The organism is Pseudoalteromonas sp. OFAV1 (assembly GCF_021532595.1).
GTDB classification, from domain to species: domain Bacteria; phylum Pseudomonadota; class Gammaproteobacteria; order Enterobacterales; family Alteromonadaceae; genus Pseudoalteromonas; species Pseudoalteromonas lipolytica_C.
The window spans coordinates 24,965-46,608 of record NZ_JAKGBG010000029.1 but is presented as its reverse complement, the minus strand read 5'-3'; the positions used below and the strand labels follow the sequence as shown (position 1 = coordinate 46,608).

General features: G+C 41.7%; 18 protein-coding genes. 11 read left to right on the top strand and 7 right to left on the bottom strand.

Annotated features, from left to right (window positions below):
- Nucleotides 1-84 precede the first annotated feature (84 nt).
- The 10 genes from dnaG to L1267_RS15410 all read left to right on the top strand — a co-directional run bounded on the left by dnaG (nt 85) and on the right by L1267_RS15410 (nt 13,815).
- On the top strand, nt 85-1,836 hold the full coding sequence (gene dnaG / locus L1267_RS15455) for a DNA primase (protein WP_235383333.1): 1,752 nt from the start codon (nt 85-87) through the stop codon (nt 1,834-1,836).
- A 123-nt stretch (nt 1,837-1,959) separates the two neighbouring features.
- A complete protein-coding gene (gene rpoD, locus L1267_RS15450; RefSeq protein WP_135926103.1) occupies nt 1,960-3,816 on the top strand; it encodes an RNA polymerase sigma factor RpoD in 1,857 nt (618 codons plus the stop codon).
- Nucleotides 3,817-3,880: 64 nt separating this feature from the next.
- On the top strand, nt 3,881-4,762 hold the full coding sequence (prmA, locus tag L1267_RS15445) for a 50S ribosomal protein L11 methyltransferase (RefSeq protein WP_135926104.1): 882 nt from the start codon (nt 3,881-3,883) through the stop codon (nt 4,760-4,762).
- Nucleotides 4,763-5,031: 269 nt separating this feature from the next.
- Nucleotides 5,032-6,003 carry a tRNA dihydrouridine synthase DusB gene (gene dusB, locus L1267_RS15440; protein WP_171040393.1) on the top strand — a complete coding sequence of 324 codons (972 nt, stop codon included), beginning with the start codon at nt 5,032-5,034 and terminating at the stop codon, nt 6,001-6,003.
- Between the two features lie 21 nt (nt 6,004-6,024).
- On the top strand, nt 6,025-6,315 hold the full coding sequence (fis, locus tag L1267_RS15435; protein ID WP_002957804.1) for a DNA-binding transcriptional regulator Fis: 291 nt from the start codon (nt 6,025-6,027) through the stop codon (nt 6,313-6,315).
- 234 nt (nt 6,316-6,549) lie between these two features.
- Nucleotides 6,550-8,136 carry a bifunctional phosphoribosylaminoimidazolecarboxamide formyltransferase/IMP cyclohydrolase gene (gene purH, locus L1267_RS15430; protein ID WP_135926106.1) on the top strand — a complete coding sequence of 529 codons (1,587 nt, stop codon included), beginning with the start codon at nt 6,550-6,552 and terminating at the stop codon, nt 8,134-8,136.
- Nucleotides 8,137-8,238: 102 nt separating this feature from the next.
- Complete coding sequence (locus L1267_RS15425) at nt 8,239-9,060, top strand: class I SAM-dependent methyltransferase (protein ID WP_135926107.1); 822 nt, start codon at nt 8,239-8,241, stop codon at nt 9,058-9,060.
- A 15-nt stretch (nt 9,061-9,075) separates the two neighbouring features.
- Nucleotides 9,076-10,362, top strand: coding sequence for a phosphoribosylamine--glycine ligase (gene purD, locus L1267_RS15420; RefSeq protein WP_235383332.1), 1,287 nt, complete (start codon nt 9,076-9,078; stop codon nt 10,360-10,362).
- 94 nt (nt 10,363-10,456) lie between these two features.
- Nucleotides 10,457-12,958: an EAL domain-containing protein gene (locus L1267_RS15415; protein ID WP_235383331.1), complete on the top strand. Its 2,502-nt coding sequence runs from the start codon at nt 10,457-10,459 to the stop codon at nt 12,956-12,958.
- Between the two features lie 47 nt (nt 12,959-13,005).
- Nucleotides 13,006-13,815: a DUF2797 domain-containing protein gene (locus tag L1267_RS15410; protein ID WP_135926110.1), complete on the top strand. Its 810-nt coding sequence runs from the start codon at nt 13,006-13,008 to the stop codon at nt 13,813-13,815.
- Here L1267_RS15410 and L1267_RS15405 read toward each other — a convergent pair.
- Nucleotides 13,812-16,316, bottom strand: a complete 2,505-nt coding sequence (locus L1267_RS15405; protein ID WP_135926111.1) for an EAL domain-containing protein — start codon at nt 16,314-16,316, stop codon at nt 13,812-13,814. The two genes, L1267_RS15410 and L1267_RS15405, sit on opposite strands and share 4 nt — an antisense overlap.
- A 78-nt stretch (nt 16,317-16,394) precedes the next feature.
- Between L1267_RS15405 and L1267_RS15400 the strand changes: the two genes are divergently transcribed.
- Nucleotides 16,395-16,688, top strand: coding sequence for a hypothetical protein (locus L1267_RS15400; protein WP_135926112.1), 294 nt, complete (start codon nt 16,395-16,397; stop codon nt 16,686-16,688).
- Here L1267_RS15400 and L1267_RS15395 read toward each other — a convergent pair.
- The 6 genes from L1267_RS15395 to L1267_RS15370 all read right to left on the bottom strand — a co-directional run bounded on the left by L1267_RS15395 (nt 16,685) and on the right by L1267_RS15370 (nt 21,624).
- Entirely contained in the window at nt 16,685-17,605 is a 921-nt protein-coding gene (locus L1267_RS15395; protein ID WP_135926113.1) for a histone deacetylase family protein, read from the bottom strand. The two genes, L1267_RS15400 and L1267_RS15395, sit on opposite strands and share 4 nt — an antisense overlap.
- Before the next feature lie 68 nt (nt 17,606-17,673).
- Nucleotides 17,674-19,221: a serine hydrolase gene (locus L1267_RS15390; RefSeq protein ID WP_135926114.1), complete on the bottom strand. Its 1,548-nt coding sequence runs from the start codon at nt 19,219-19,221 to the stop codon at nt 17,674-17,676.
- A complete protein-coding gene (locus L1267_RS15385; protein ID WP_235383330.1) occupies nt 19,218-19,733 on the bottom strand; it encodes a gamma-glutamylcyclotransferase family protein in 516 nt (171 codons plus the stop codon). The genes L1267_RS15390 and L1267_RS15385 overlap by 4 nt, the downstream gene beginning before the upstream one ends.
- Nucleotides 19,734-19,740: 7 nt before the next feature.
- A complete protein-coding gene (locus tag L1267_RS15380) occupies nt 19,741-20,361 on the bottom strand; it encodes a LysE family translocator (RefSeq protein ID WP_138557008.1) in 621 nt (206 codons plus the stop codon).
- 6 nt (nt 20,362-20,367) lie between these two features.
- Nucleotides 20,368-21,150 (bottom strand): hypothetical protein, encoded by a 783-nt coding sequence (locus tag L1267_RS15375; protein ID WP_135926117.1) that lies wholly within the window; start codon nt 21,148-21,150, stop codon nt 20,368-20,370.
- A gap of 3 nt (nt 21,151-21,153) precedes the next feature.
- Nucleotides 21,154-21,624 carry a CreA family protein gene (locus tag L1267_RS15370; RefSeq protein WP_135926118.1) on the bottom strand — a complete coding sequence of 157 codons (471 nt, stop codon included), beginning with the start codon at nt 21,622-21,624 and terminating at the stop codon, nt 21,154-21,156.
- Nucleotides 21,625-21,644 lie beyond the last annotated feature (20 nt).

Below are 21,644 nucleotides of genomic sequence, written 5' to 3'. Positions count from 1 at the left end.
CTTGCTTTTAGTCTTTCATAAACACCGTATTTGTGTTCAAATCTTATTTTAAAACGCATAGATAGCGCAGGAAAAACAACAGCTATGGCCGGAAAAATCCCTAGACAATTTATTGATGATTTACTCGCTCGTACAGATATTGTGGAGCTAATTGATTCAAAAGTTGGCTTAAAAAAAGCGGGAAAAGACTACCAAGCATGTTGTCCTTTTCATAACGAGAAGACCCCTTCTTTTACTGTCTCCCAGGATAAACAGTTTTATCACTGCTTTGGTTGTGGCGCTAATGGCAATGCTATTTCGTTTGTTATGGAATACGACAAACTAGAATTTGTTGATGCCATTGAAGAGCTAGCGAGTATGCTCAACTTAGACGTGCCTCGTGAACAAGGTGGCAGCTCAGGTCCTAAACGCACTGCAGAACAAAAGCGCTCTGATTACGATTTAATGTTACACGCCGCTCGCTTTTATCAACATCAATTGAAGCATCATGCTAATTCTAAAATGGTCATCGACTATATCAAAGGGCGTGGTTTAAGCGGTGAAACAGCGAAAAAATTCATGATTGGTTATGCGCCTAGTGAATGGGAGGCGTTATGCCAGCAACTTGGCCGTAACAAAGAACAAAAAGAGCAGTTAGTAGAGCTGAAGCTTGCTTCTGAAAAGTCGCCTGGTCGCCAATTTGACTTTTTCCGTGATCGACTCATGTTTCCTATTCGCGATAAACGCGGTCGGGTTATCGCCTTTGGTGGCCGAGTCATGCAGGCCGATCAAGGGCCTAAATACCTCAACTCACCAGAAACACGTATCTTCCATAAAGGCTTTGAACTTTATGGTTTATACGAAGCAAAGCAAGCACATAAAAAACTTGACCATATTTTGATTGTTGAAGGTTATATGGATGTGGTTGCTTTGGCTGAGCAAGGTATCGAATATGCCGTTGCAGCACTTGGTACAGCAACAACCGCAGAACATATGCACACTTTATTTAGAACCACAGATAAAGTGATTTGTTGTTACGATGGTGACCGTGCTGGTCGTGATGCAGCATGGCGTGCACTTGAGAATGCACTACCTTATCTTGGCGATGGTAAATCATTAAAATTTGTATTTTTACCTGACGGTGAAGACCCAGATTCACTGGTACAAAAAGAAGGTAAAGATGCCTTTGAAGCAAGATTGAGCGATGCCGACGACTTTAGTAAAGTATTATTTAATAAGCTCAGCCAAGAAGTTGACCTAACTCAAGATGCAGGTAAAGCAAAGCTACTCAGTGATGCTTTACCATTAATTGAAAAAATCCCAAGTGATTTTTATCAAGAAAATATTTTGGAACATTTAGGCCGTTTAATTGGTCGAACAAGAGAACAATTAAACAACCGTGTTAAGACTCCAAAGCAACAGCATGCTATTGAGCGTAAATTTAAAATAACACCAATGCGCCAAGCTATCGGAATTTTATTACAGCATCCAAATCTCGCGACAAGCATTGCTTATATGCCAGAACTTGCTGAAATGAAAATTGCCGGTATTGAGTTATTTTTACGCATTCAGCACTTAGCGCTTGAGCGACAAGGTATCACCACGGCACAAATTTTAGAATCGTTCCGAGGTAGCCAAGAGTACGATGCGTTGATTAAATTAGCGACTTGGCAGCACCAAATAAATGACGATCGTTTAGAGACAGTTTTTAAAAATACTTTTAAATTTATTGAAGACCAGTGTTTAAATTATCGACTAGAGACCCTATTAATAAAAGACAAGACCCAAGGCTTAAGCAGCGAAGAAAGGCTAGAATGTCTGTTACTAACACAAGCGTTAAAAGGTAGCAACAGCTAGTCAGAACTGAATAATTCTGTTATACTGTGCTATTCACTGCGTCTAGTTAGTTTTCGTGTCGCTTATTTAGTAAGCGAGCTGGCGCCTGTTGTATCAACTTTCAGAGTGGAAGAATAAATCTCTATGGATCCAACTCCTCAGTCACAATTAAAGCTTCTGATTCAAAAAGGTAAAGAGCAAGGTTATTTAACTTTTGCAGAAGTTAATGATCACCTTCCACAAGACATTATCGACTCAGATCAGGTAGAAGATATCATTAGCATGATTAATGACATGGGTATCAAGGTTAGCGAAAATGCGCCTGATGCTGATGAATTAATGATGCAAGAAACAACGACAGACGAAGACGCAGCAGAAGCCGCGGCCGCTGCACTTGCGACTGTAGAAAAAGAGATCGGTCGAACAACCGACCCTGTGCGCATGTATATGCGTGAAATGGGTACTGTTGAACTCCTTACACGTGAAGGCGAAATTGTTATCGCTAAGCGTATTGAAGAAGGTATCAACCAAGTTCAGATTTCTGTTGCTGAATACCCAGAAGCAATTACTTATCTACTAGAGCAATGGGATAAGTTTGAAGCCGAAGAAATGCGCTTAAGCGACATTATCTCTGGTTTCTTTGATCCTAATAATGAAGACGAATCACAAATTTCTGCTACACACATCGGTTCAGAGCTAAACGAAGAGCAGCTTGACGACGAAGACGACGAAGCTGACGATGAAGACGACGATGACGATAGCGATGATGATAGCGATGGTGATACAGGTCCAGATCCTGAAGAAGCACGTATTCACTTCGAAAACTTACGTGAGCTTTACAACAAAGCACGTGATACGTTTGAAGCAAAAGGCCGTGCTCACCCAGATTCACAAGCAGCTATTGCAGAAATTGGCGAACTATTTAAAACCTTTAAGTTAGTTCCTAAACAGTTTGACCGCATGGTAAATAACATGCGTGAAATGATGGACCGCGTTCGCGTACAAGAACGTATCATCATGAAACAAGCTGTACAAATTGCGAAGTTACCGAAAAAGAATTTCATCAAGCATTTTGCTAACAACGAAACAGATACTAGCTGGATTGATCTTGAAATTGCTGCAAACGAGAAATACTCGGTTGCACTTGAAGAAGTTAAACCAGAAATCATCCGTTGCATTAGCAAGTTACGTGCAATTGAAGAAAGCACGGGTTTAAGTATCGAGCGAATTAAAGACATCAACCGTCGTATGAGTATTGGTGAAGCGAAAGCTCGCCGTGCGAAAAAAGAAATGGTTGAAGCGAACTTACGTCTTGTAATCTCGATTGCGAAAAAATACACCAACCGTGGTTTACAATTCTTAGACCTTATCCAAGAGGGTAACATTGGTCTAATGAAAGCGGTTGATAAGTTCGAATACCGCCGTGGTTATAAGTTCTCAACTTATGCAACATGGTGGATCCGTCAAGCAATTACACGTTCGATTGCTGACCAAGCACGTACCATCCGTATCCCTGTGCATATGATTGAGACGATCAACAAACTAAATCGTATCTCTCGTCAAATGCTACAAGAGATGGGTCGTGAGCCGAGCCCAGAAGAATTAGCTGAGCGTATGTTAATGCCTGAAGATAAGATCCGTAAGGTACTTAAAATCGCGAAAGAGCCAATTTCGATGGAAACACCAATCGGTGATGATGAAGATTCGCACTTAGGTGACTTCATTGAAGATACCACAATCGATTCGCCTATTGATTCTGCAACAATGGAATCATTACGTGGCGCAACAAACGATGTACTAGCGGGCTTAACAGCACGTGAAGCTAAAGTACTACGTATGCGTTTTGGTATCGATATGAACACTGACCATACATTAGAAGAAGTAGGTAAACAGTTTGACGTAACACGTGAGCGTATTCGTCAAATCGAAGCGAAAGCGTTACGTAAATTACGTCACCCTTCTCGCTCAGACTTACTGAAAAGCTTCTTAGATGCTAAGTAACTTAGTATCGCATTATTAACTAAAAGGCCGCTGTTGCGGCCTTTTTTCTATTCGAGAGATATTCATGGCTTGGATCCAAATTCGCATCAATGCAAACGCTGACAACGCAGAATTAATCAGCGACTTATTAATGGACACTGGCAGCGCGTCAGTAACTTATGTTGACGCCAAAGATACCCCTATTTATGAACCTAAGCTTGGCACTGTTCAACTATGGGCCGATACGACTGTAATTGGTCTTTATGACGCTAACCATGACATGGACAGCGTGGTAGAAACTCTAAAAGCTGAAGCAACCCTTGCCGATAAGCTCGTTTATAAAATAGAACAGCTTGAAGATAAAGATTGGGAACGTGAATGGATGGATAATTTCCACCCTATCCAATTTGGTGAGCGCTTATGGATCTGTCCAAGCTGGCGTGATATTCCCGATCCTAATGCTGTTAATGTATTACTCGACCCAGGCCTTGCCTTTGGTACAGGCACCCATGCAACCACAGCACTTTGCTTGAAGTGGCTTGAAAGCCAAGATTTAACAGGTAAAACCGTAGTTGATTTTGGTTGTGGATCGGGTATTTTAGGAATAGCCGCGATCAAGCTTGGCGCTGAGCGTATGATCGGCATCGATATTGATCCTCAAGCACTTGAAGCAAGCCGTGATAATGCACAGCGTAACGGTGTCGCAGATAAACTTGAAGTCTATTTACCAGAAGATCAACCAGAGTTTACTGCCGATATAGTCGTTGCAAATATTTTAGCTCAGCCTCTTCGCGAACTACATGAAGTGATCTTAGGCCTTTTAAAACCGAATGGTAAGATTGCTATGTCAGGTATTTTAGAAGAGCAAGCTCAGTCTGTAGCGGACGTTTATGCCCCGTTTTTAGCACTTGATGAGATTGCTATTGAAGGTGAATGGACCCGAGTTAGTGGCACGAAGAAGGCTTAACCCTCTCTAGAGCATTAACTCTAAGCTAATAGGTAAAGCCAGTATTTAACAGGCTTTACCTTATTTTTACAGTCTGCAGTTTCTCGCCTTTGTACAAGCAAAATTATTTTTGTTCAAATAACAAACAAATCAACCTACTCGTCAAACTGTTATCAAAAGTCAATACGAAAAGGGCAAAAAAAAGTCACTTTTGTTCAATTTATAGCCTTTGATTTTTGCAAAAAAAACCGTAAACTTAGCGCCCCTTGAAAAGAGGCCAATTGAATAACGTGCGTATCGGTTCATACCAACTTGAGAACAACGTAATTGTCGCGCCAATGGCAGGCATTACAGACAGACCATTTAGACAACTTTGCCGTCGCTTAGGTGCTGGCCTTGCTGTTTCTGAAATGCTCTCGTCAAACCCGAAAGTATGGAAAACCGAAAAATCGATGAACCGTATGGATCACAGCGGTGAGTCGGGAATTCGCTCGGTGCAAATCGCCGGAGCCGATCCTGAGCTTATGGCGCAGGCAGCACAATTCAATGTCAGCAATGGCGCACAGATCATAGATATCAATATGGGGTGCCCAGCTAAAAAAGTGAATAAGAAACTTGCAGGCTCTGCCTTATTACAGTTTCCTGAATTAGTGGAAGAGATACTTGATGCGGTAGTCAATGCCGTAGATGTTCCTGTCACATTAAAAATCCGTACCGGATGGGATCAGGAAAACCGTAATGGTGTCGAGATTGCGAGAATCGCTGAACGTTATGGCATAGCATCATTGGCCGTACATGGGCGTACACGCGCATGTATGTATAAAGGTGAAGCTGAGTACGCCACAATTAAGGATATTAAACGTTCAGTGTCTATCCCTGTGGTTGCCAATGGTGATATTACTTCACCAGAAAAAGCAAAGCAGGTTTTGGATTATACGGGTGCAGATGCCATTATGATTGGTCGAGCCGCCCAAGGTCGCCCTTGGATATTCAGGGAGATAGACCACTATTTGCGAACTGGAGAACATTTGCCAGCACCTGAAATTGCAGAGGTGCGTAGCATTTTGATGGAGCATTTAGACAATCTTCATCAGTTTTACGGGGAGCCAATGGGAGCGCGTATCGCTCGAAAGCATGTATCTTGGTATTTGCAAACCCATGACAGTGACGGTCAGTTTAGGCGAGTATTTAATGCGTTAGATAACCCACAGGCACAAGTCGACGCATTAGAAGAATACTTTAAAACACTAGCAGCTAACTAAGAAAGAAAGAGACATATAACGATGTTCGAACAAAACGTGACTTCTCCATTTATCACAAACCCTCATGTACAGTCACACGAGAAACCACAGCCGTTGCGTGATGCAGTGAAAAAAGCTGTTCATCACTACTTAAAGCAACTTAATGGTCAAGACGTTCAAGACGTGTACGACCTTGTTCTTTCTGAGCTAGAAGCACCATTACTTGAAGAAGTAATGACGTACACGCGTGGTAACCAAACTCGTGCAGCAATCTTACTAGGTATCAACCGTGGTACTTTACGTAAGAAGCTTAAAAAATACGGCATGAACTGATACCCGTCTTAATGGACTGATAGTAAGCCTGCATATTCATTGTGCTAATAAACGCTTACTCCCCCATTACAACTGGTATAAAAGTTTTGAATAAAAAGCACCTTAGGGTGCTTTTTTTATTGCTGTTAAAAACTATGCAAAATCCTCACGCTTTAAACATCGTTTTCTCAGCAATATTCAGTTAAAATACCGCCTTTCTAAGCTAGCTCAAACATTGAGGTAATCAAAACTACAATGGATACACATCGTCCAATTCGTCGCGCACTATTAAGTGTGTCAGATAAAACCGGTATCGTTGAATTTGCTCGCGCTCTTGAAGCTCAAGGCGTAGATATTTTATCAACTGGCGGTACTTGCAAATTACTTGCTGATAACGGCATTAAAGTCACTGAAGTATCTGACCATACTGGTCACCCTGAGATCATGGATGGTCGCGTAAAAACACTTCATCCAAAAATTCACGGCGGCATCCTAGCGCGTCGCGGTCAAGATGAAGACGTAATGGAGGATCACAACATCTCTGCTATCGATATCGTTGTAGTTAACTTATACCCCTTCGCAAACACTGTTGCGAAAGAAGACTGCAGCCTAGAAGATGCGATTGAAAACATTGATATTGGTGGTCCTACTATGGTTCGCGCTGCGGCGAAAAACCATAAAGATGTAACTATCGTAGTAAATGCAAAAGATTACGACCGTGTAATCAGCGAAATGCAAAACAACAACGGTTCAACAACGTATAAAACACGTTTTGACCTTGCAATTGCAGCTTACGAGCACACTGCTCAGTACGATGGCATGATTGCAAACTACTTCGGCAAAATGGTTCCTGATTACACAGAAGAAGCTGCTGAAGAGACTAAGTTCCCACGCACTATCAACATGCAGTTTACTAAAAAGCAAGATATGCGCTACGGTGAAAACTCACACCAAGACGCCGCTTTTTATGTTGAAAACGACCTAACAGAAGCATCTGTTGCAACTGCGGTTCAACTGCAAGGTAAAGCACTTTCTTACAACAACATTGCTGACACTGACGCAGCATTAGAATGTGTAAAAGAATTCGATGTACCAGCGTGTGTTATCGTAAAACATGCAAACCCTTGTGGTGTGTCAATTGGTGACAACATTCTTGAAGCGTATGACCGTGCATTCAAAACTGACCCTACATCAGCATTTGGTGGCATCATCGCATTCAACAAAGAACTTGATGCAGACACAGCTGAAGCAATTGTTTCTCGTCAATTCGTTGAAGTTATCATTGCACCTAAAGTTTCTGAAGCCGCTGCACAGATCGTTTCTGCAAAACAAAACGTACGTTTATTAGAATGTGGTGAATGGTCTGGTAATGCAACAGGTCACGACATCAAGCGTGTTAATGGCGGTATCTTGGTTCAAGACCGCGACTTAGGTATGGTAACGCAGAGCGATCTTAAAGTTGTATCTAAGCGTCAACCAACTGAGCAAGAATTAAAAGATTTATTATTCTGCTGGAAAGTCGCTAAATTCGTTAAGTCTAACGCGATTGTGTATGCACGTGACGGTATGACTATCGGTGTTGGTGCAGGCCAAATGAGCCGTGTTTACTCGGCGAAAATTGCAGGTATCAAAGCCGCTGACGAAAACCTTGAAGTGAAAGGTTCTGTTATGGCATCTGATGCATTCTTCCCATTCCGTGACGGCATTGATGCAGCAGCAGAGGCTGGCATCACAGCAGTTATTCAACCAGGTGGTTCAATGCGCGATGAGGAAGTTATCGCTGCAGCTGATGAAGCTGGTATGGCAATGGTATTTACAGGTATGCGCCATTTCCGTCACTAATAACACAAAGGGTTAAGCGAAAAGTTTAGCCCTTTTTGTTTGCCACAAATTCACGTATTCTGATTACTAATAATAATGACCCATATAATGAAGGAATAGATGATGAAATTTGCCGTAAAAACACTGCTAGTTGCAGGCCTTGCACTAACATCAGCACAGGCTTTAAGCCACAGCCATGAATCAGCGCTTACAAGTGCTGTACAATCAAGCGAACGTGATGCTAAAAATAGCGCTCGCGATCAATACCGCCACCCAGTTGAAACACTTGATTTCTTTGGCTTTAAGCCAAATATGACAGTCGTTGAAATTGCACCAGGCGGTGGTTGGTACAGCGAAATCCTTGCGCCAGCTGTAAAAGGCCATGGTGTTTACTACGCGGCACATTTCCCAGCAGATTCTGAAGTAGGTTATTACCAACGTTCATTAGCTGGCTTTAAGAAAAAGATGAGCGAAGACGCGCGCTTCAGTGAAGTTAAACTGACTGAATTTGCGCCAGTAACACATCTAGATATTGCACCAGCGGGTAGCGCAGATCTTGTTTTAACCTTTAGAAATGTTCATAACTGGTACATGGGTAAAGATAAAGAAGGCGCGTTGAGTGCATTTAAAGCATTTTACAAAGCACTTAAGCCGGGCGGCACATTAGGCGTAGTTGAACACCGCCTTCCTGAGTCGCGCAGCGATGAAGATCAGAAATCATCAGGTTATATGAAGCAAAGCTATGTAATTGATATTGCAAAACAAGCTGGCTTTGAACTAGTGGCAAGCAGTGACATTAATGCAAACCCTCTTGATACAGCAGATCACCCTAAAGGGGTGTGGACACTACCACCAAGCCTTCGTTTAGGCGAGCAAGATGCCGCGAAGTATAAAGCGATTGGTGAAAGTGATCGTATGACGCTGAAGTTTAAAAAACCGCTTTAAATAGGATTATACGCCATGAATGTACTTGTCATCGGCAGTGGCGGCCGCGAACACGCTCTTGCGTTTAAGGCTGCACAAAATAGTAAAGTAAACACCGTTTTCGTCGCTCCAGGTAATGCTGGTACTGCACTTGAGCCAAAACTTGAAAACGTAGCTATCAATGTTGAAGACCTAGCTGGTTTAGTTACTTTTGCAAAAGAAAACAACGTTGAATTAACCATTGTTGGCCCTGAAGTACCGCTGGTTTTAGGTGTCGTTGATACATTCCGTGAAAACGGTCTGGCTATCTTCGGCCCAACGGCTGGTGCAGCACAGTTAGAAGGCTCTAAGTCGTTCACCAAAGACTTCTTAGCACGCCACGATATTCCAACAGCTGATTACCAAACGTTTGAACAAATCGAACCTGCGCTTGCTTACCTGAAAGAAAAAGGTGCGCCAATTGTTGTTAAAGCTGACGGCTTAGCAGCAGGTAAAGGCGTTATCGTTGCGATGACTGAGCTTGAAGCTGAAGAAGCTATTCGCGATATGCTAGCAGGCAACAGCTTCGGTGAAGCGGGTAGCCGTGTAGTTATCGAAGAGTTCTTAGAAGGTGAAGAAGCCTCTTTCATCGTCATGGTTGATGGCAAAAACGTACTACCATTTGCAACCAGCCAAGACCACAAACGCGCTTACAATGGTGACCAAGGTCCGAATACTGGCGGCATGGGCGCATACTCACCAGCCCCTGTGGTGACGGATGAAATTCACCATCGCATTATGAACGAAGTGATCAACCCAACGGTTGAAGGTATGGCGAAAGAAGGCCACCCATACACTGGTTTCTTATATGCAGGTTTAATGATCACCGCTGATGGCACGCCAAAAGTGATTGAATACAACTGTCGTTTTGGTGACCCAGAAACACAGCCTATGATGCTTCGTCTTAAGTCTGACCTTGTTGAGCTAATCGAAGCGGCTAACCGTGAAGAGCTAGATAAAACAGATATCGAGTTCGACCCGCGCGCAGCAGTAGGTGTTGTATTAGCAGCTAAAGGCTACCCTGATAGCTACCCGAAAGGTGACACTATCAACGGCTTGCAAGTTACTTACCCTGAAGGTGAGAAAGTATTCCACGCAGGTACTAAGCAAGACGGCGATAACGTAGTAACGGCTGGCGGTCGTGTTCTTTGTGCAACGGCACTTGGTAACACAGTAACTGAAGCGCAACAACGTGCCTATAAACTCGTTGATCAAATCAGCTGGGAAGGCATGGAATATCGTACTGATATCGCTTACCGCGCTATTGCTCGCGAACAAAAGTAAGTAAGTTAAAACTTATTTCTCTTAAAAGCGCAGTTTATCTGCGCTTTTTTAATGCTACACTATTAAGAATAATTAACTAGATAAAGAACGCGTTTTGAATAATAAAGCATTGAAATATAATTTTGTTTCTTTTTTTATTCTTGCTACTTTGTTTTTTATCATCGCCAATTTGTGCGCGCATCTGGCCAGTCCAACTCGCTATACAATTGATAAGACAGCGCCAGTGTATTCTCAAATGGCTTATCGTATTGACCAAAGCAAATCTCTCACCCTTAACCAATTTCTTGCAGAGCCAGAACAACTTATAAAAAAGCCATTCTCGCAAATTGAGTGGCATTTAGGCGCTCAAGATTACTGGTTAAAACTCGACTTAGAAAACCGTCAAACGAAGCCGATTGATCTCATTATTCACTTTGATAACCCTATGGTTGATTACCTCACTGTTTACCGTGTAAACACACAACAACAGCTTATAAAAAAAACAGTGTTAGGCGATAAAGTACCTGATCTAAGCCTATTTAAATACAGTACCCCACATACGTCTTTCACTCTTAATAGTAATGAGCAAACATCCATCATTATTAAAGTTGATACCGTGGGGATCAGTAAAACGCCTATTAACATCTATGGTAAAAATGAATTTCAAGACTTAGTTCGCGCACAAGTGGGTGTATGGGGAATTTTTATTGGTGTGCTGATCATGGCTGCGCTCTATAACCTAGTGTTATTTTTTGGCATACGAGATCGTGTATACCTAATTTACATTGGCTATATTATTTCGGCGCTGTTATTGATGGGCTCAGTGCTCGGCTTTGGCTTTTATCTCTGGCCATTATCGTGGCAGTTATTTTTAAATAAACAGGTGGTATTTAGTAACTACGCTATTGCCTTTTTTACCGTTGCTTTTTGCACCATGTTTTTACGCTACCACAAAGACAATTGCCGCTTATATAAACTTAGTCTCAGCTTTTTAGCCCTACTGTTCAGCTTAAGCTTAATTAGCTTTTTTATGCTCGAATACCACTCATCAAAAATTTTCTTTGCCATTATGGTACCGCTGTACATTTTATGTATTTGCATGATTTATAAAAAATTAGTGAGTGGCTTTCGGTGGGCAAAATTTTATGTGATGTCATGGGTCCCTCTGATTGTTGGCGCAGCAATTCAACCGTTAGAACTTACCGGCTTTATCCCTTATAGCTTTACCGTTAGGCATATATTTTTAGTCGCTATTTTATGCGAGATTGTATTAATGGCTATGGCTCTAGCAGATAGAGTACGCTATCAAAGAGAGAAAGCTCTCTATCATGCAACTCATACTCAACAAACACAACTTCTAAATCAGGCCATGCTCAAACAAGCTTATATGGTTCTGAGAAAGCAACAAAGATCAGCTAACCTGTGCCTTATAAAGATAGAGCAATTCACTGCACTGATGAATATTCTAAATTCAACACAAAGCAGTCATATCATCATCACAGTTGCTGATTCACTAGAACGTCAAGTAAGTAAACATAGGCAATTTATTAACCTTGAATCAGCCCTCGATAACAGCCCTAAAATAGCAGACTTAGGTAACGGAATACTGGCATTTATCTCTACAAAGATTCAGCCACCAGAGGAGCTCTATGCAGAGCTTAACGACTTATCGAAACAGTTGCCAAAACAATACAGCATTTTGGGTCTTGACCTACAACTTAACTATCGCTGCAGTGTCGCAGAACCGATTGCTGACGACGGATTTGATGCCTGGTTACAGCGTGGTTACTTAAGCTTGTCTCAACGACCTCAATATAATATTGAACATGCAAAACCTCATGTAGATATGAATCTAAGTTTAGCTGCTGCACTGCAACACGCTATTCGAAACAATAGTTTAGCTATCTACCTGCAACCAATTATCAACTTAAATACAGGCAAAGTGGCAGGTGCAGAAGCTTTATTACGCTGGCCTTGCGCCGATAAAGAGATCCATATTGAGCAGCTGATCCTATTAGCTGAGCGCACAGGGCTAATAAACGAGCTTACCTTATGGGTAATTGATCAAGCCTGTCAAAGTGTTGCAAGCCTTAATCAGCATGGTTATCGTGACCATACAATCAGTGTTAATTTAAGTGCCAAAAATCTCACCATTCCAAAGCTTATTGAAAAAGTTGAAAATACCATCATGAAGCATGGCATTATGGCCAGCCAATTAAAGTTTGAGCTTACCGAGTTCGCGCTAATTAAAAACCATAATGAAATGGTATCTTTCATCAATGAGCTCAATAAACTAGGTAGCCAAGTGGTTTTAGATGACTTTGGTACAGGTTACTCATCGCTCAATTATCTGGTTAATTATTCATTTAGCACTATCAAGGTAGATAAATCATTTACCCTTGATTTAACAACTAACGACAACAACCAAGTTATCGTGAAAACAGCCATTGATATGGCCCATAACCTCGATATGAATATCACCATTGAAGGCATAGAAGATCAAGAAACAGAACAGATGCTTATAAAAATGGGCGCAGATCAAGGCCAAGGCTATTATTACAGCAAAGCGATACCATTAAGTGAGTATCTAACGTTTATTGCCACACAATTTAAATAGACCATGTTACACTTGCCTCTTTTAACATCTTTAGGGGCCAAGTGAAGATGCAAGGTACGCTCAGAAAATTAAAGTCGACCCTCACCTCTCCAGTCGAATATCAATTACCTATTGGTGATGAGCTAGTTTCATTAAATGACTATATTGGTAAGCCACTAACACTTACGTTTACGGGCAATATTTTTTGTTGTAACTGTGGGAAAAAAACCAAAAAGAGTTACTCACAAGGACACTGCTTTGTATGTATGCGCAAATTAGCTAGCTGTGATATGTGTATTATGAAGCCTGAAACCTGCCACTTCGATAAAGGTACCTGCCGCGAGCCACAATGGGGCGAAGAAAACTGTATGATCCCACACTATGTATACTTAGCGAATACATCAGGGTTAAAGGTAGGGATTACTCGCCATACACAAATTCCAACGCGTTGGATTGACCAAGGTGCAACACAAGCACTGCCTATTTTTAAAGTACAAACTCGCTTGCAATCAGGATTAGTTGAAGTTGCACTAGCCAAGTTTATTGCTGATAAAACGAATTGGCGAAACATGCTAAAAGGCCCATCAGAAGCAATTGATTTGAAAGCCGCTGCCAAAGAGCTTATCCCACAAATTGATGAAAAACTCAGTGAACTCGCTGAGCTATTTGGGGCCACAGCCATTGAAAAACTAGATGAAGATGTTGTTGAGCTAGAGTATCCAGTGAGTGAATACCCTAGCAAAATCAGCTCTTTCAATTTTGATAAAGCGCCAGAAGTATCGGGCATTTTAAAAGGTATTAAAGGCCAGTACTTAATTTTTGATACTGGCGTCATTAATATTCGTAAGTTTACTTCTTACGAAATTAGCCTAGCTTAGGCACTTTTTTCGGTATTGAGGTAAAAGGCATACCATTGCTGCTTCGTAATTGGGCGGCAATAGTAATAACCTTGAATGGTATCGCAGTTAAGTGAACGTAAGTAATTTAACTGCTCTATTTTCTCAACCCCTTCTGCAACCACATGCATATTAAGGCTTTTAGCTAATGTGACGATTGCCGTTACAATTTCACTATTGCCGTATTCATCAGGCACTTTAGCGATAAAACTGGCATCAATTTTTAGTGTGTCGATTGGCAATTTAGTCAAATAGCTAAGCGCAGAGTAACCCGTACCAAAGTCATCAAGAGTTATATGCACACCGAGTTTTTTCAGTGCCATGAGTTCTTGTTTCGCTTCACTAAAGTGACTAATAAAACAGCTTTCTGTGAGCTCTATCTCTAACTGATAGGGGTTAACCTCATAGTGCTCAAGTAACCGCTCTACATTCGACGCAAGTTGCCCCTGACGTAAATGATTCGCCGAAATATTAATGGCTAAGCGCCCTGCTTCAATGCCTTGTTGCTGCCAATTAACTAACTCTTTGCAAGCCTCTTCTATCACCCACAAGTCTAGCTTTACAATAAGGCCTAACTCTTCAGCCAAAGGAATAAACTTTGCTGGAGAAATCACCCCTAAACTTGGTTCGTGCCAACGTAGGAGTGCTTCTACCCCTAAAATTTTGCCTGAAGTTAACTGCTGCTTAGGTTGGAAATACAGCTCAAACTCATCACTCTCAATTGCATTTTGTAACCGGCTCATCATTGCAAGTCTCTCTAAAGAGCGCGCATTCATCGCAGGTTTGAATAATTGAAATGAATTACGACCAACTTCTTTAGCACGGTACATCGCAATATCGGCGTGCTTCAGCAAGGTAGCACTATCCACACCATCATCAGGGTAAACCGCTGCGCCAATCGATGCCGTAATGGCCACAACATGCTCGTTAATAGCCAAAGGCATACTAACTTGTTGAAGTACTTGCTCAGCAAAGTTTAGCAAGTCTTCAATACGATTTACTTCACATAGTAAAACAAACTCATCACCACCTAACCGCGCCAAGGTATCTCCATCCGGAAGGATCGATAAAATTCGCTCAGCAACTTGCTCAAGCAAGTTATCACCAGCATCGTGCCCTAAACTATCATTCACTTCTTTAAAGCGATCTAAGTCAATAAACATCACCGCCAGTAGGTCATGATTTCGTTTTGCAGCACTCAATGCAATTGATAACCTATCATGAAACAAACGCCGATTAGGCAGACCAGTCAGCTCATCGTAATAGGCAAGTTGGGCAATCTTTTCTTCGGCACGTTTGCGCTCTGTAATATCACTAAAAATAGCGGCATAGAGCACTTCGTCAAAATTGGGATCTTTGATCTGAATGATCGTTAGCCACTCAACATACTCTTCGCCATCTTTTCTACGATTACAGATCTCTCCTTGCCAAACCCCTTCGTATTCAATGGCATGCCACATTTTTTGATAAAAGGAACGGCTATGTTTTGCTGAACTTAAAATGTTGGGCCGCTTGCCAATAACTTCATGCTCAGCAAAGCCAGTCAGTTTAGTAAAAGCAGGGTTAACTTGAATAATAGTGCCGTCTTTACGGGTTAACATAATGCCATCGAGTGAGGCATCAATAATTTTATTTGCAAGAAAAAGGTTTCGCTGTGATTTTTGCAAAGCAATGTCACGCTGTTCAATCGCTCGCTCAAGCTCGCAGCAATAAGCCGACTCAATCTCTGTTATTAAATCAGCAAATGAAATCACTCCACAAATAGCGGTGTCTCTGACCACCAAATGACGCACATTGCGTTCTGTCATGACTCGATAAGCATCAAAAAGACTACTTTTATTATCAATTTCAATAAGTGGATAACTCGCGTATTCCCAGCACGGGTTTAACCACTCTGTTTGTAAAATCAACTCAACGATGTCACGCTGGGTAATGATGCCATAAATTTCAAGTGATTGATTATAAACCAATACACTTTCAAGGTGTTTCATGCGCATCAGTTCAACCACTTTCTCAATAGGCGTATCGGCATCAACCACTTCTAATTCTGTACAATACTGCTCATGAATGGGCCTAAACTGCAAATAGTGGTCTAAACCTTGGTTGTGAACGATATCAGAAAGGTTCAACATCCCTAAAGGCTGGCTATTATCATCAATTACCAATAAATGACGAATACCGTGTTGTTGAAAACGTAATGTTGCATCACTTACTGGATACTGACTTGGCACTGAGATAACCGGTGCCGACATCACTTCGTGAATTGCAAGATTCTTGTAAGTGGGATTAGTTATATCTACCTTTAAGCAATCAGCTTCAGTCCAGATACCAACAATCGACTTTTCATGTTTAATAAAAATGGCGGTTACACCATGCACATGCATCAACCTTACGGCATCAACCAAAGGCGTATGCGCAGGACATGAAACGAGCTTTTGCGAAAATACATCGCACACCTTTTGATGTCGTCTTGGTTGATTCATAGGTAAATAATCCTAGTTCTTGCATGGACTGACAATTATAATCATTTCATCCTTGGCAACTTTGACGCAGGACAATAAATGCACACATCTTTTCCTAAGATAATTTTTTCATCTAATGAATTGGCATTAGTTGAAGATGAAGCCGATATAGAAAGCTTTATTTATGGTTTAAGTGAAGAGCAGCAACAAGAAGCGAGGATACTTTTAGCAACAGGGCACTATGTCAACTTGCAGGGAGAAAGTGTTAAAGCGTTAACTGACGTAGAGCTTGCTAATAAAGTGACTGAGCATCTAGCACAAGAAGGTGTGTGCTGTTTAAGTAAAGTAACTAGGCTTACTGCAACGCAAGCCTTTGCGATGCTGGCAGATTAAGGTGCGTCCACCAGCGCTTTAATATGCGCCACGGCACTTCGACCAAGGGCTGATAAGGCATAGCCCCCCTCTAAAAACGAAACAATTCCCTTGCATTCTTGCTGCTGACAAAACTCAGCAAGTTGCGTAGTTAGCCATGCGTAATCGTCTTCAACAAATTTGAGGCTTGCCATGTCATCTTCTAAGTGAGCATCAAAACCGGCGCTAATAAACAACAGTTCAGGTTTAAAATCATTAAGTTTTGGTAGCCACTGCTCAAGGTAAACAGCTTTAAGATCATTACCATCACTGGCTATCGGCAGCGGCGAATTAACTAAAGTCGCATTATTTTCAACGGCAGTATTAGGATAAAACGGATGTTGAAACAAAGAGCAAAACAACACATTGTCGTCATCTAAAAAGATATCTTGGGTACCATTACCGTGGTGTACATCAAAATCCAAAATAGCAATGCGCTTAACGCCTTTGCTTTGCGCGTATTTCACCGCAATGGCTAGATTATTAAAAACGCAAAACCCTGCAGAGGTGCTGCGGTTTGCATGATGGCCTGGCGGTCTAACGGAGCAAAAAGCCGCGTCGAGATTATCAGCAAGAATTTCATCAACCGCTAATAATCCAGCGCCTACAGCGCGTTCAATTGCTTTCATTGAATCTGGGCATAACCAAGTATCGCCGTCTAATTCAGCGAGCCCTTCATCAGGAATAGTCTGCTCGACGTGGTTAACGAGAGATTCGTCATGAGCACGTAAAAAATCGTCTCGGGTAGCTTTAGGAGCTTGTAAGTGAGTAATTGCAACATCAACACCACTGGCGAGTAAACGGTCTGTGATCACATCTAAGCGTGCTGGACATTCAGGGTGATCGTCAATCATTTTATGCTTACGGCAAAATGGGTGAGTTATTACAGCCGTTCTCATAATACACTCCTTGGATTATTTTCCCCCAGTATAACAAAGCCACCTGATGGTGGCTTTGCGACTTTTGTTTACTTTTTAGCGTGTAACTCTAGATTTCTAAAATCGAAACTAAAGTCAGTTACTTCAGTAGAGACAGCCCGCATTTTCGCACTACTCACACGGTTATCTGGGCTCATTTGAAACTCAATAAAGGCATCGGCCTCAAGTAACTTTTCATCCCACTTAACAATAAAGGTATTGCCGGTGTAATGCTCAAGCTGGCCTTTCAAACGCTTTGTATGAGTAAAATCAATACGTAACTGACCATTTAATTCTTCAATGACCACATCACCATACCAGTTGTCATGTAGTGTGCCTGTGTAGTTGATGTTTGGCAGTTTTGGTTGATAATCTGCTGGCGTTTCTGGTTTTGCATTTGCGTACGCTTTTTCTTTGTTTTCGAAATGCTTTTTAGCCAACTCTTCGACCCAATCTTTGTCTTCAAGATCTAACGCATCTTCGAGCACTTCATAGGTCACCGCAGATAGCGCACTAAATGCTTGCTGGTTACTTAGAATAACAATACCAAGGTTTTTCTCTGGTAGTAGCGTCACTTGAGACACCATGCCTAAGATGCCGCCACCGTGACCCAGTTTTTTAATACCGTGAAAGTCTTCAATGCTCCAGCCTAAACCATAACCTCTAAATTGTTGATGATAAGCTTCGTAAGCGCTTTTTGATGCCAGTGAGGTAATGTGCGGGTGCCACATTTGTTGTTGCTGCTTTTCAGTGAATAACTGCTGACCATTTGGCATTTTACCATGCGCAAGCTGCGTGCGTAGCCATTGGCTCATATCGCTCACACTAGAAGCGATTGCACCTGCACCACGGAAATCTTCAAGGTAGTTCACAAAAAATGGATGTAATTGACCATCCATTGGAATATGGCCCGTCGCCCAGTTTTTATTACTACTAGGAATGCGTGAAAAACCTGCACGTGAGTTTTTCATATCGAGTGGCTCGAGAATATTTTTCTCAATGTAATCATTCCAGCTCATACCAGATACACGCGCAACCACTTCACCTGCGGTTACAAACATCAGGTTGTTATACGCGTATTTACTACGAAAACTACTCGCCGGTTTTAAATACTTAAGGCCCGCAATAATTTCATCAATTGATTTGTCAGTATCAGGCCAAATCATTAAATCGCCTTGCCCTAAACCTAATCCGCTGCGATGGCTTAATAAATCGCGAATGGTCATTTCACGGGTTACATAAGGGTCATATAAACGAAACTCAGGTAAGTGATCGATTACTTTGTCATCCCAGCTGAGCTTACCTTCATCAATCAATTTAGCTAACGCTGCGGCAGTAAATGCTTTGGTGTTTGACGCGATACCAAATAAGGTATCTTTATTCACTTTTTTACCAGTATCAAGGTTTGCGATACCAAAGCCTTTTGCTAACACGACTTTATCATTTTCAACAATCGCCACTGCCATACCCGGCACATCAAAACGCGCCATTGAGGTTTCGATAACGTCTTCTATTTTTTTAGTATCAATGTCGGCATAACTGTAAAATGAACAGCTTGATAACAATGCCGCTGCAACGGCTAATTTACGGAATATCATAATGTCCCTTGGTGATTTTTATTGTTGTGAATAGCGAATTCTCTCGCTGCCCGGGTTTTATCTGGATCATCGCAACTTTGTCTTGCGAGTATTGCTTCACTGTAATGATTTGGTACGCCCGCTTCAAGCGCTCCGCGATGAACATGCTGAAGATACCAGTCGAATGGTAAAAGTGAGTCATCAACGGTATTGGCAATGTAGCAATGAGCTGATACACGCTCGCCATCAATAAGCTCAACGGTGATATCTATACAGTCATAACGCGGGCCTTCAATTTCATCAAGAATCGACTTTTCCATCTCATTGAGCTGATATACCACGCCATACACCAAGGCATCAGTATTATCTGTTTCGCGAATACTACACTTTGCAGAGCCGTCGGTACTGACCATATCAAACGTAAGCTCATAGCCTTTTAAAATAGCTGTGCCAATACGCTTTGCTTCTGGAAGCCTTGCAAGCAAACGGCTCGAAGACATATTTGACCCAAATGAAAAGTTATAAATAGTCATAGTCACCTCACACAACAACGCGAATAGCTAACGCAATAAGCACAATACCTATGCCTCTATCAAACCAGTACCCGCTTTTTAAGAAAAATGAACGAACCGATGCTTTTGATAGCACCAAAGATAAAAATGAAAACCATAGCCAAGTTGCAATAGCCATATATAAGCCATAACCAGCTTGTACTAAAACGGGTGTCTCAGGGCTAATTACGAGGGTAAATAACGACATAAAAAACAGGGTTGCTTTAGGGTTAAGTGCATTGGTAAAAAACCCGCGTCGAAATGCTTTATACACCGATTCTGGCTCAGCCTGAGCAAGGGGTTGCTGTTTACTATCGCTCGGCTTGGCACTGCGTAAAGCTTGTACGCCTAAGTAAGCCAGATAAGCCCCCGCTACGTATTTTAAAGCCATAAATAAGCTAGGCGACTGCGATAAAATTAACGCTACACCTAATACACAGTAGGCAATATGCAACAAAATAGCTGCGCCAACACCAGCGCTAGTCCAAAGTGCATTTTTACGTCCTTGCTGAATACTTTGCTTAAGCACTATCGCAAAGTCAGGTCCAGGACTGGCTACCGCAAAAAAATGGGCAATGGCAATCAATAAAAACTCATCTAGATACTGCACAACTACTTACCCTATCGCTTTTTGATCTAATGCCAATAACATAGGATTAGCACTGTCATGCATGAGAGCTTTAATTTGTTTTTGCGCTTTTTTATATTGGCTGCGAAGATGTGGCTTTAAAAACGTCTTCGACTGACTGTCCCCTTTAAAATGCGTAACCAGCGCATGCATAAACAGCGTTTGTGGCTCAGTCAGCGCCGCTTGACGATTAGCATATGGGTTATAACCGCAGCCACAACCTCCTTTAAATTGATACACCGTATTGCTCATCATCACCCCAAAGCCTAAATAACATGCCAACGCATCACTTGCCTGCGGTAAATACTCTTTACCGCCGGGTGGTAACACACCCACATGGTGAATCAAAATCGTCGCTAATGTCCCTGCAAAACTAGCGACTAAATCTTGTGGCTGATTTATTTGGTTCGGGTTATATGAAATATTCACGTGATGATTTGCAGGAACGATCAACTGTACATTTTCGCCGCGTATTGCGTCTAAAAATTCGAAGTGTGGAAACACCTGAGGTGTCAGCCCAGAAGGTGCAACCAAGTTAATTGGCCACGCCTGCATACCCGCATAATCAACCACCCGACTAAATACCTTTTCAGCCATTTCGGCTACACTCGATACCCTATCAGGAAAGAACTGCCCATTAGGTAAAATGATTTTCGTATGCTTTAAAAAATAATCACTATCAAAGTGCTCAACAGCCCACAAAAAGGTATCAATTAGCCACTGCTGCTCTTGCTCATCAATAAGGGGACTTGATTTAAATAACGCTAACATAAATTACTCTTGTGATTGTGCCCATTGCCATGCATCAGTGTTATACAAAGGCACTGTTGATAAAGCATGATGATGACTGCCACTTGATTCTTTTGTTGAATACGACAAATATAAAAGTGTACGTGTTGGCGCATCATAAATACGGCGCACTTTTAACGACTTAAATAAAATACTTTTTGATGATTTAAAAACCACCTCACCCGATTTACTACGATCTATTTTTTGTAATTGTTCCGCTGTAATAGGCCCTGTTTGACGACAGGCAATAGACATATCAGAAGGATCAGCAAAGTCTAGGTTGGCTTCAATGTGGCTGATGTGACAGGTTACACCGCTAATAATTGGGTCTTGTTGTGATACTACTTTAATGTCTTTTGTAGTAAATAACCCTAAACTTACCGAAGCAGCATCATCCGAGCAGCCACTCAACAAAATAAGTGACGCAGTAAGTCCGGCTAATTTTAGTAACTTCATCCTAGTGTTCCTTATTAAAA

Excerpts from the sequence above, each read along its gene's own strand:
- L1267_RS15385 (WP_235383330.1), bottom strand. The coding sequence starts at position 19,733 with ATGACTATTTATAACTTTTCATTTGGGTCAAATATGTCTTCGAGCCGT.
- L1267_RS15375 (WP_135926117.1), bottom strand. The coding sequence starts at position 21,150 with ATGTTAGCGTTATTTAAATCAAGTCCCCTTATTGATGAGCAAGAGCAG.
- prmA (WP_135926104.1), top strand. The coding sequence starts at position 3,881 with ATGGCTTGGATCCAAATTCGCATCAATGCAAACGCTGACAACGCAGAA.
- L1267_RS15395 (WP_135926113.1), bottom strand. The coding sequence starts at position 17,605 with ATGAGAACGGCTGTAATAACTCACCCATTTTGCCGTAAGCATAAAATG.
- L1267_RS15410 (WP_135926110.1), top strand. The coding sequence starts at position 13,006 with ATGCAAGGTACGCTCAGAAAATTAAAGTCGACCCTCACCTCTCCAGTC.
- purH (WP_135926106.1), top strand. The coding sequence starts at position 6,550 with ATGGATACACATCGTCCAATTCGTCGCGCACTATTAAGTGTGTCAGAT.
- rpoD (WP_135926103.1), top strand. The coding sequence starts at position 1,960 with ATGGATCCAACTCCTCAGTCACAATTAAAGCTTCTGATTCAAAAAGGT.
- purD (WP_235383332.1), top strand. The coding sequence starts at position 9,076 with ATGAATGTACTTGTCATCGGCAGTGGCGGCCGCGAACACGCTCTTGCG.
- L1267_RS15425 (WP_135926107.1), top strand. The coding sequence starts at position 8,239 with ATGAAATTTGCCGTAAAAACACTGCTAGTTGCAGGCCTTGCACTAACA.
- L1267_RS15400 (WP_135926112.1), top strand. The coding sequence starts at position 16,395 with ATGCACACATCTTTTCCTAAGATAATTTTTTCATCTAATGAATTGGCA.
- L1267_RS15370 (WP_135926118.1), bottom strand. The coding sequence starts at position 21,624 with ATGAAGTTACTAAAATTAGCCGGACTTACTGCGTCACTTATTTTGTTG.
- dnaG (WP_235383333.1), top strand. The coding sequence starts at position 85 with ATGGCCGGAAAAATCCCTAGACAATTTATTGATGATTTACTCGCTCGT.
- L1267_RS15405 (WP_135926111.1), bottom strand. The coding sequence starts at position 16,316 with ATGAATCAACCAAGACGACATCAAAAGGTGTGCGATGTATTTTCGCAA.
- L1267_RS15390 (WP_135926114.1), bottom strand. The coding sequence starts at position 19,221 with ATGATATTCCGTAAATTAGCCGTTGCAGCGGCATTGTTATCAAGCTGT.
- fis (WP_002957804.1), top strand. The coding sequence starts at position 6,025 with ATGTTCGAACAAAACGTGACTTCTCCATTTATCACAAACCCTCATGTA.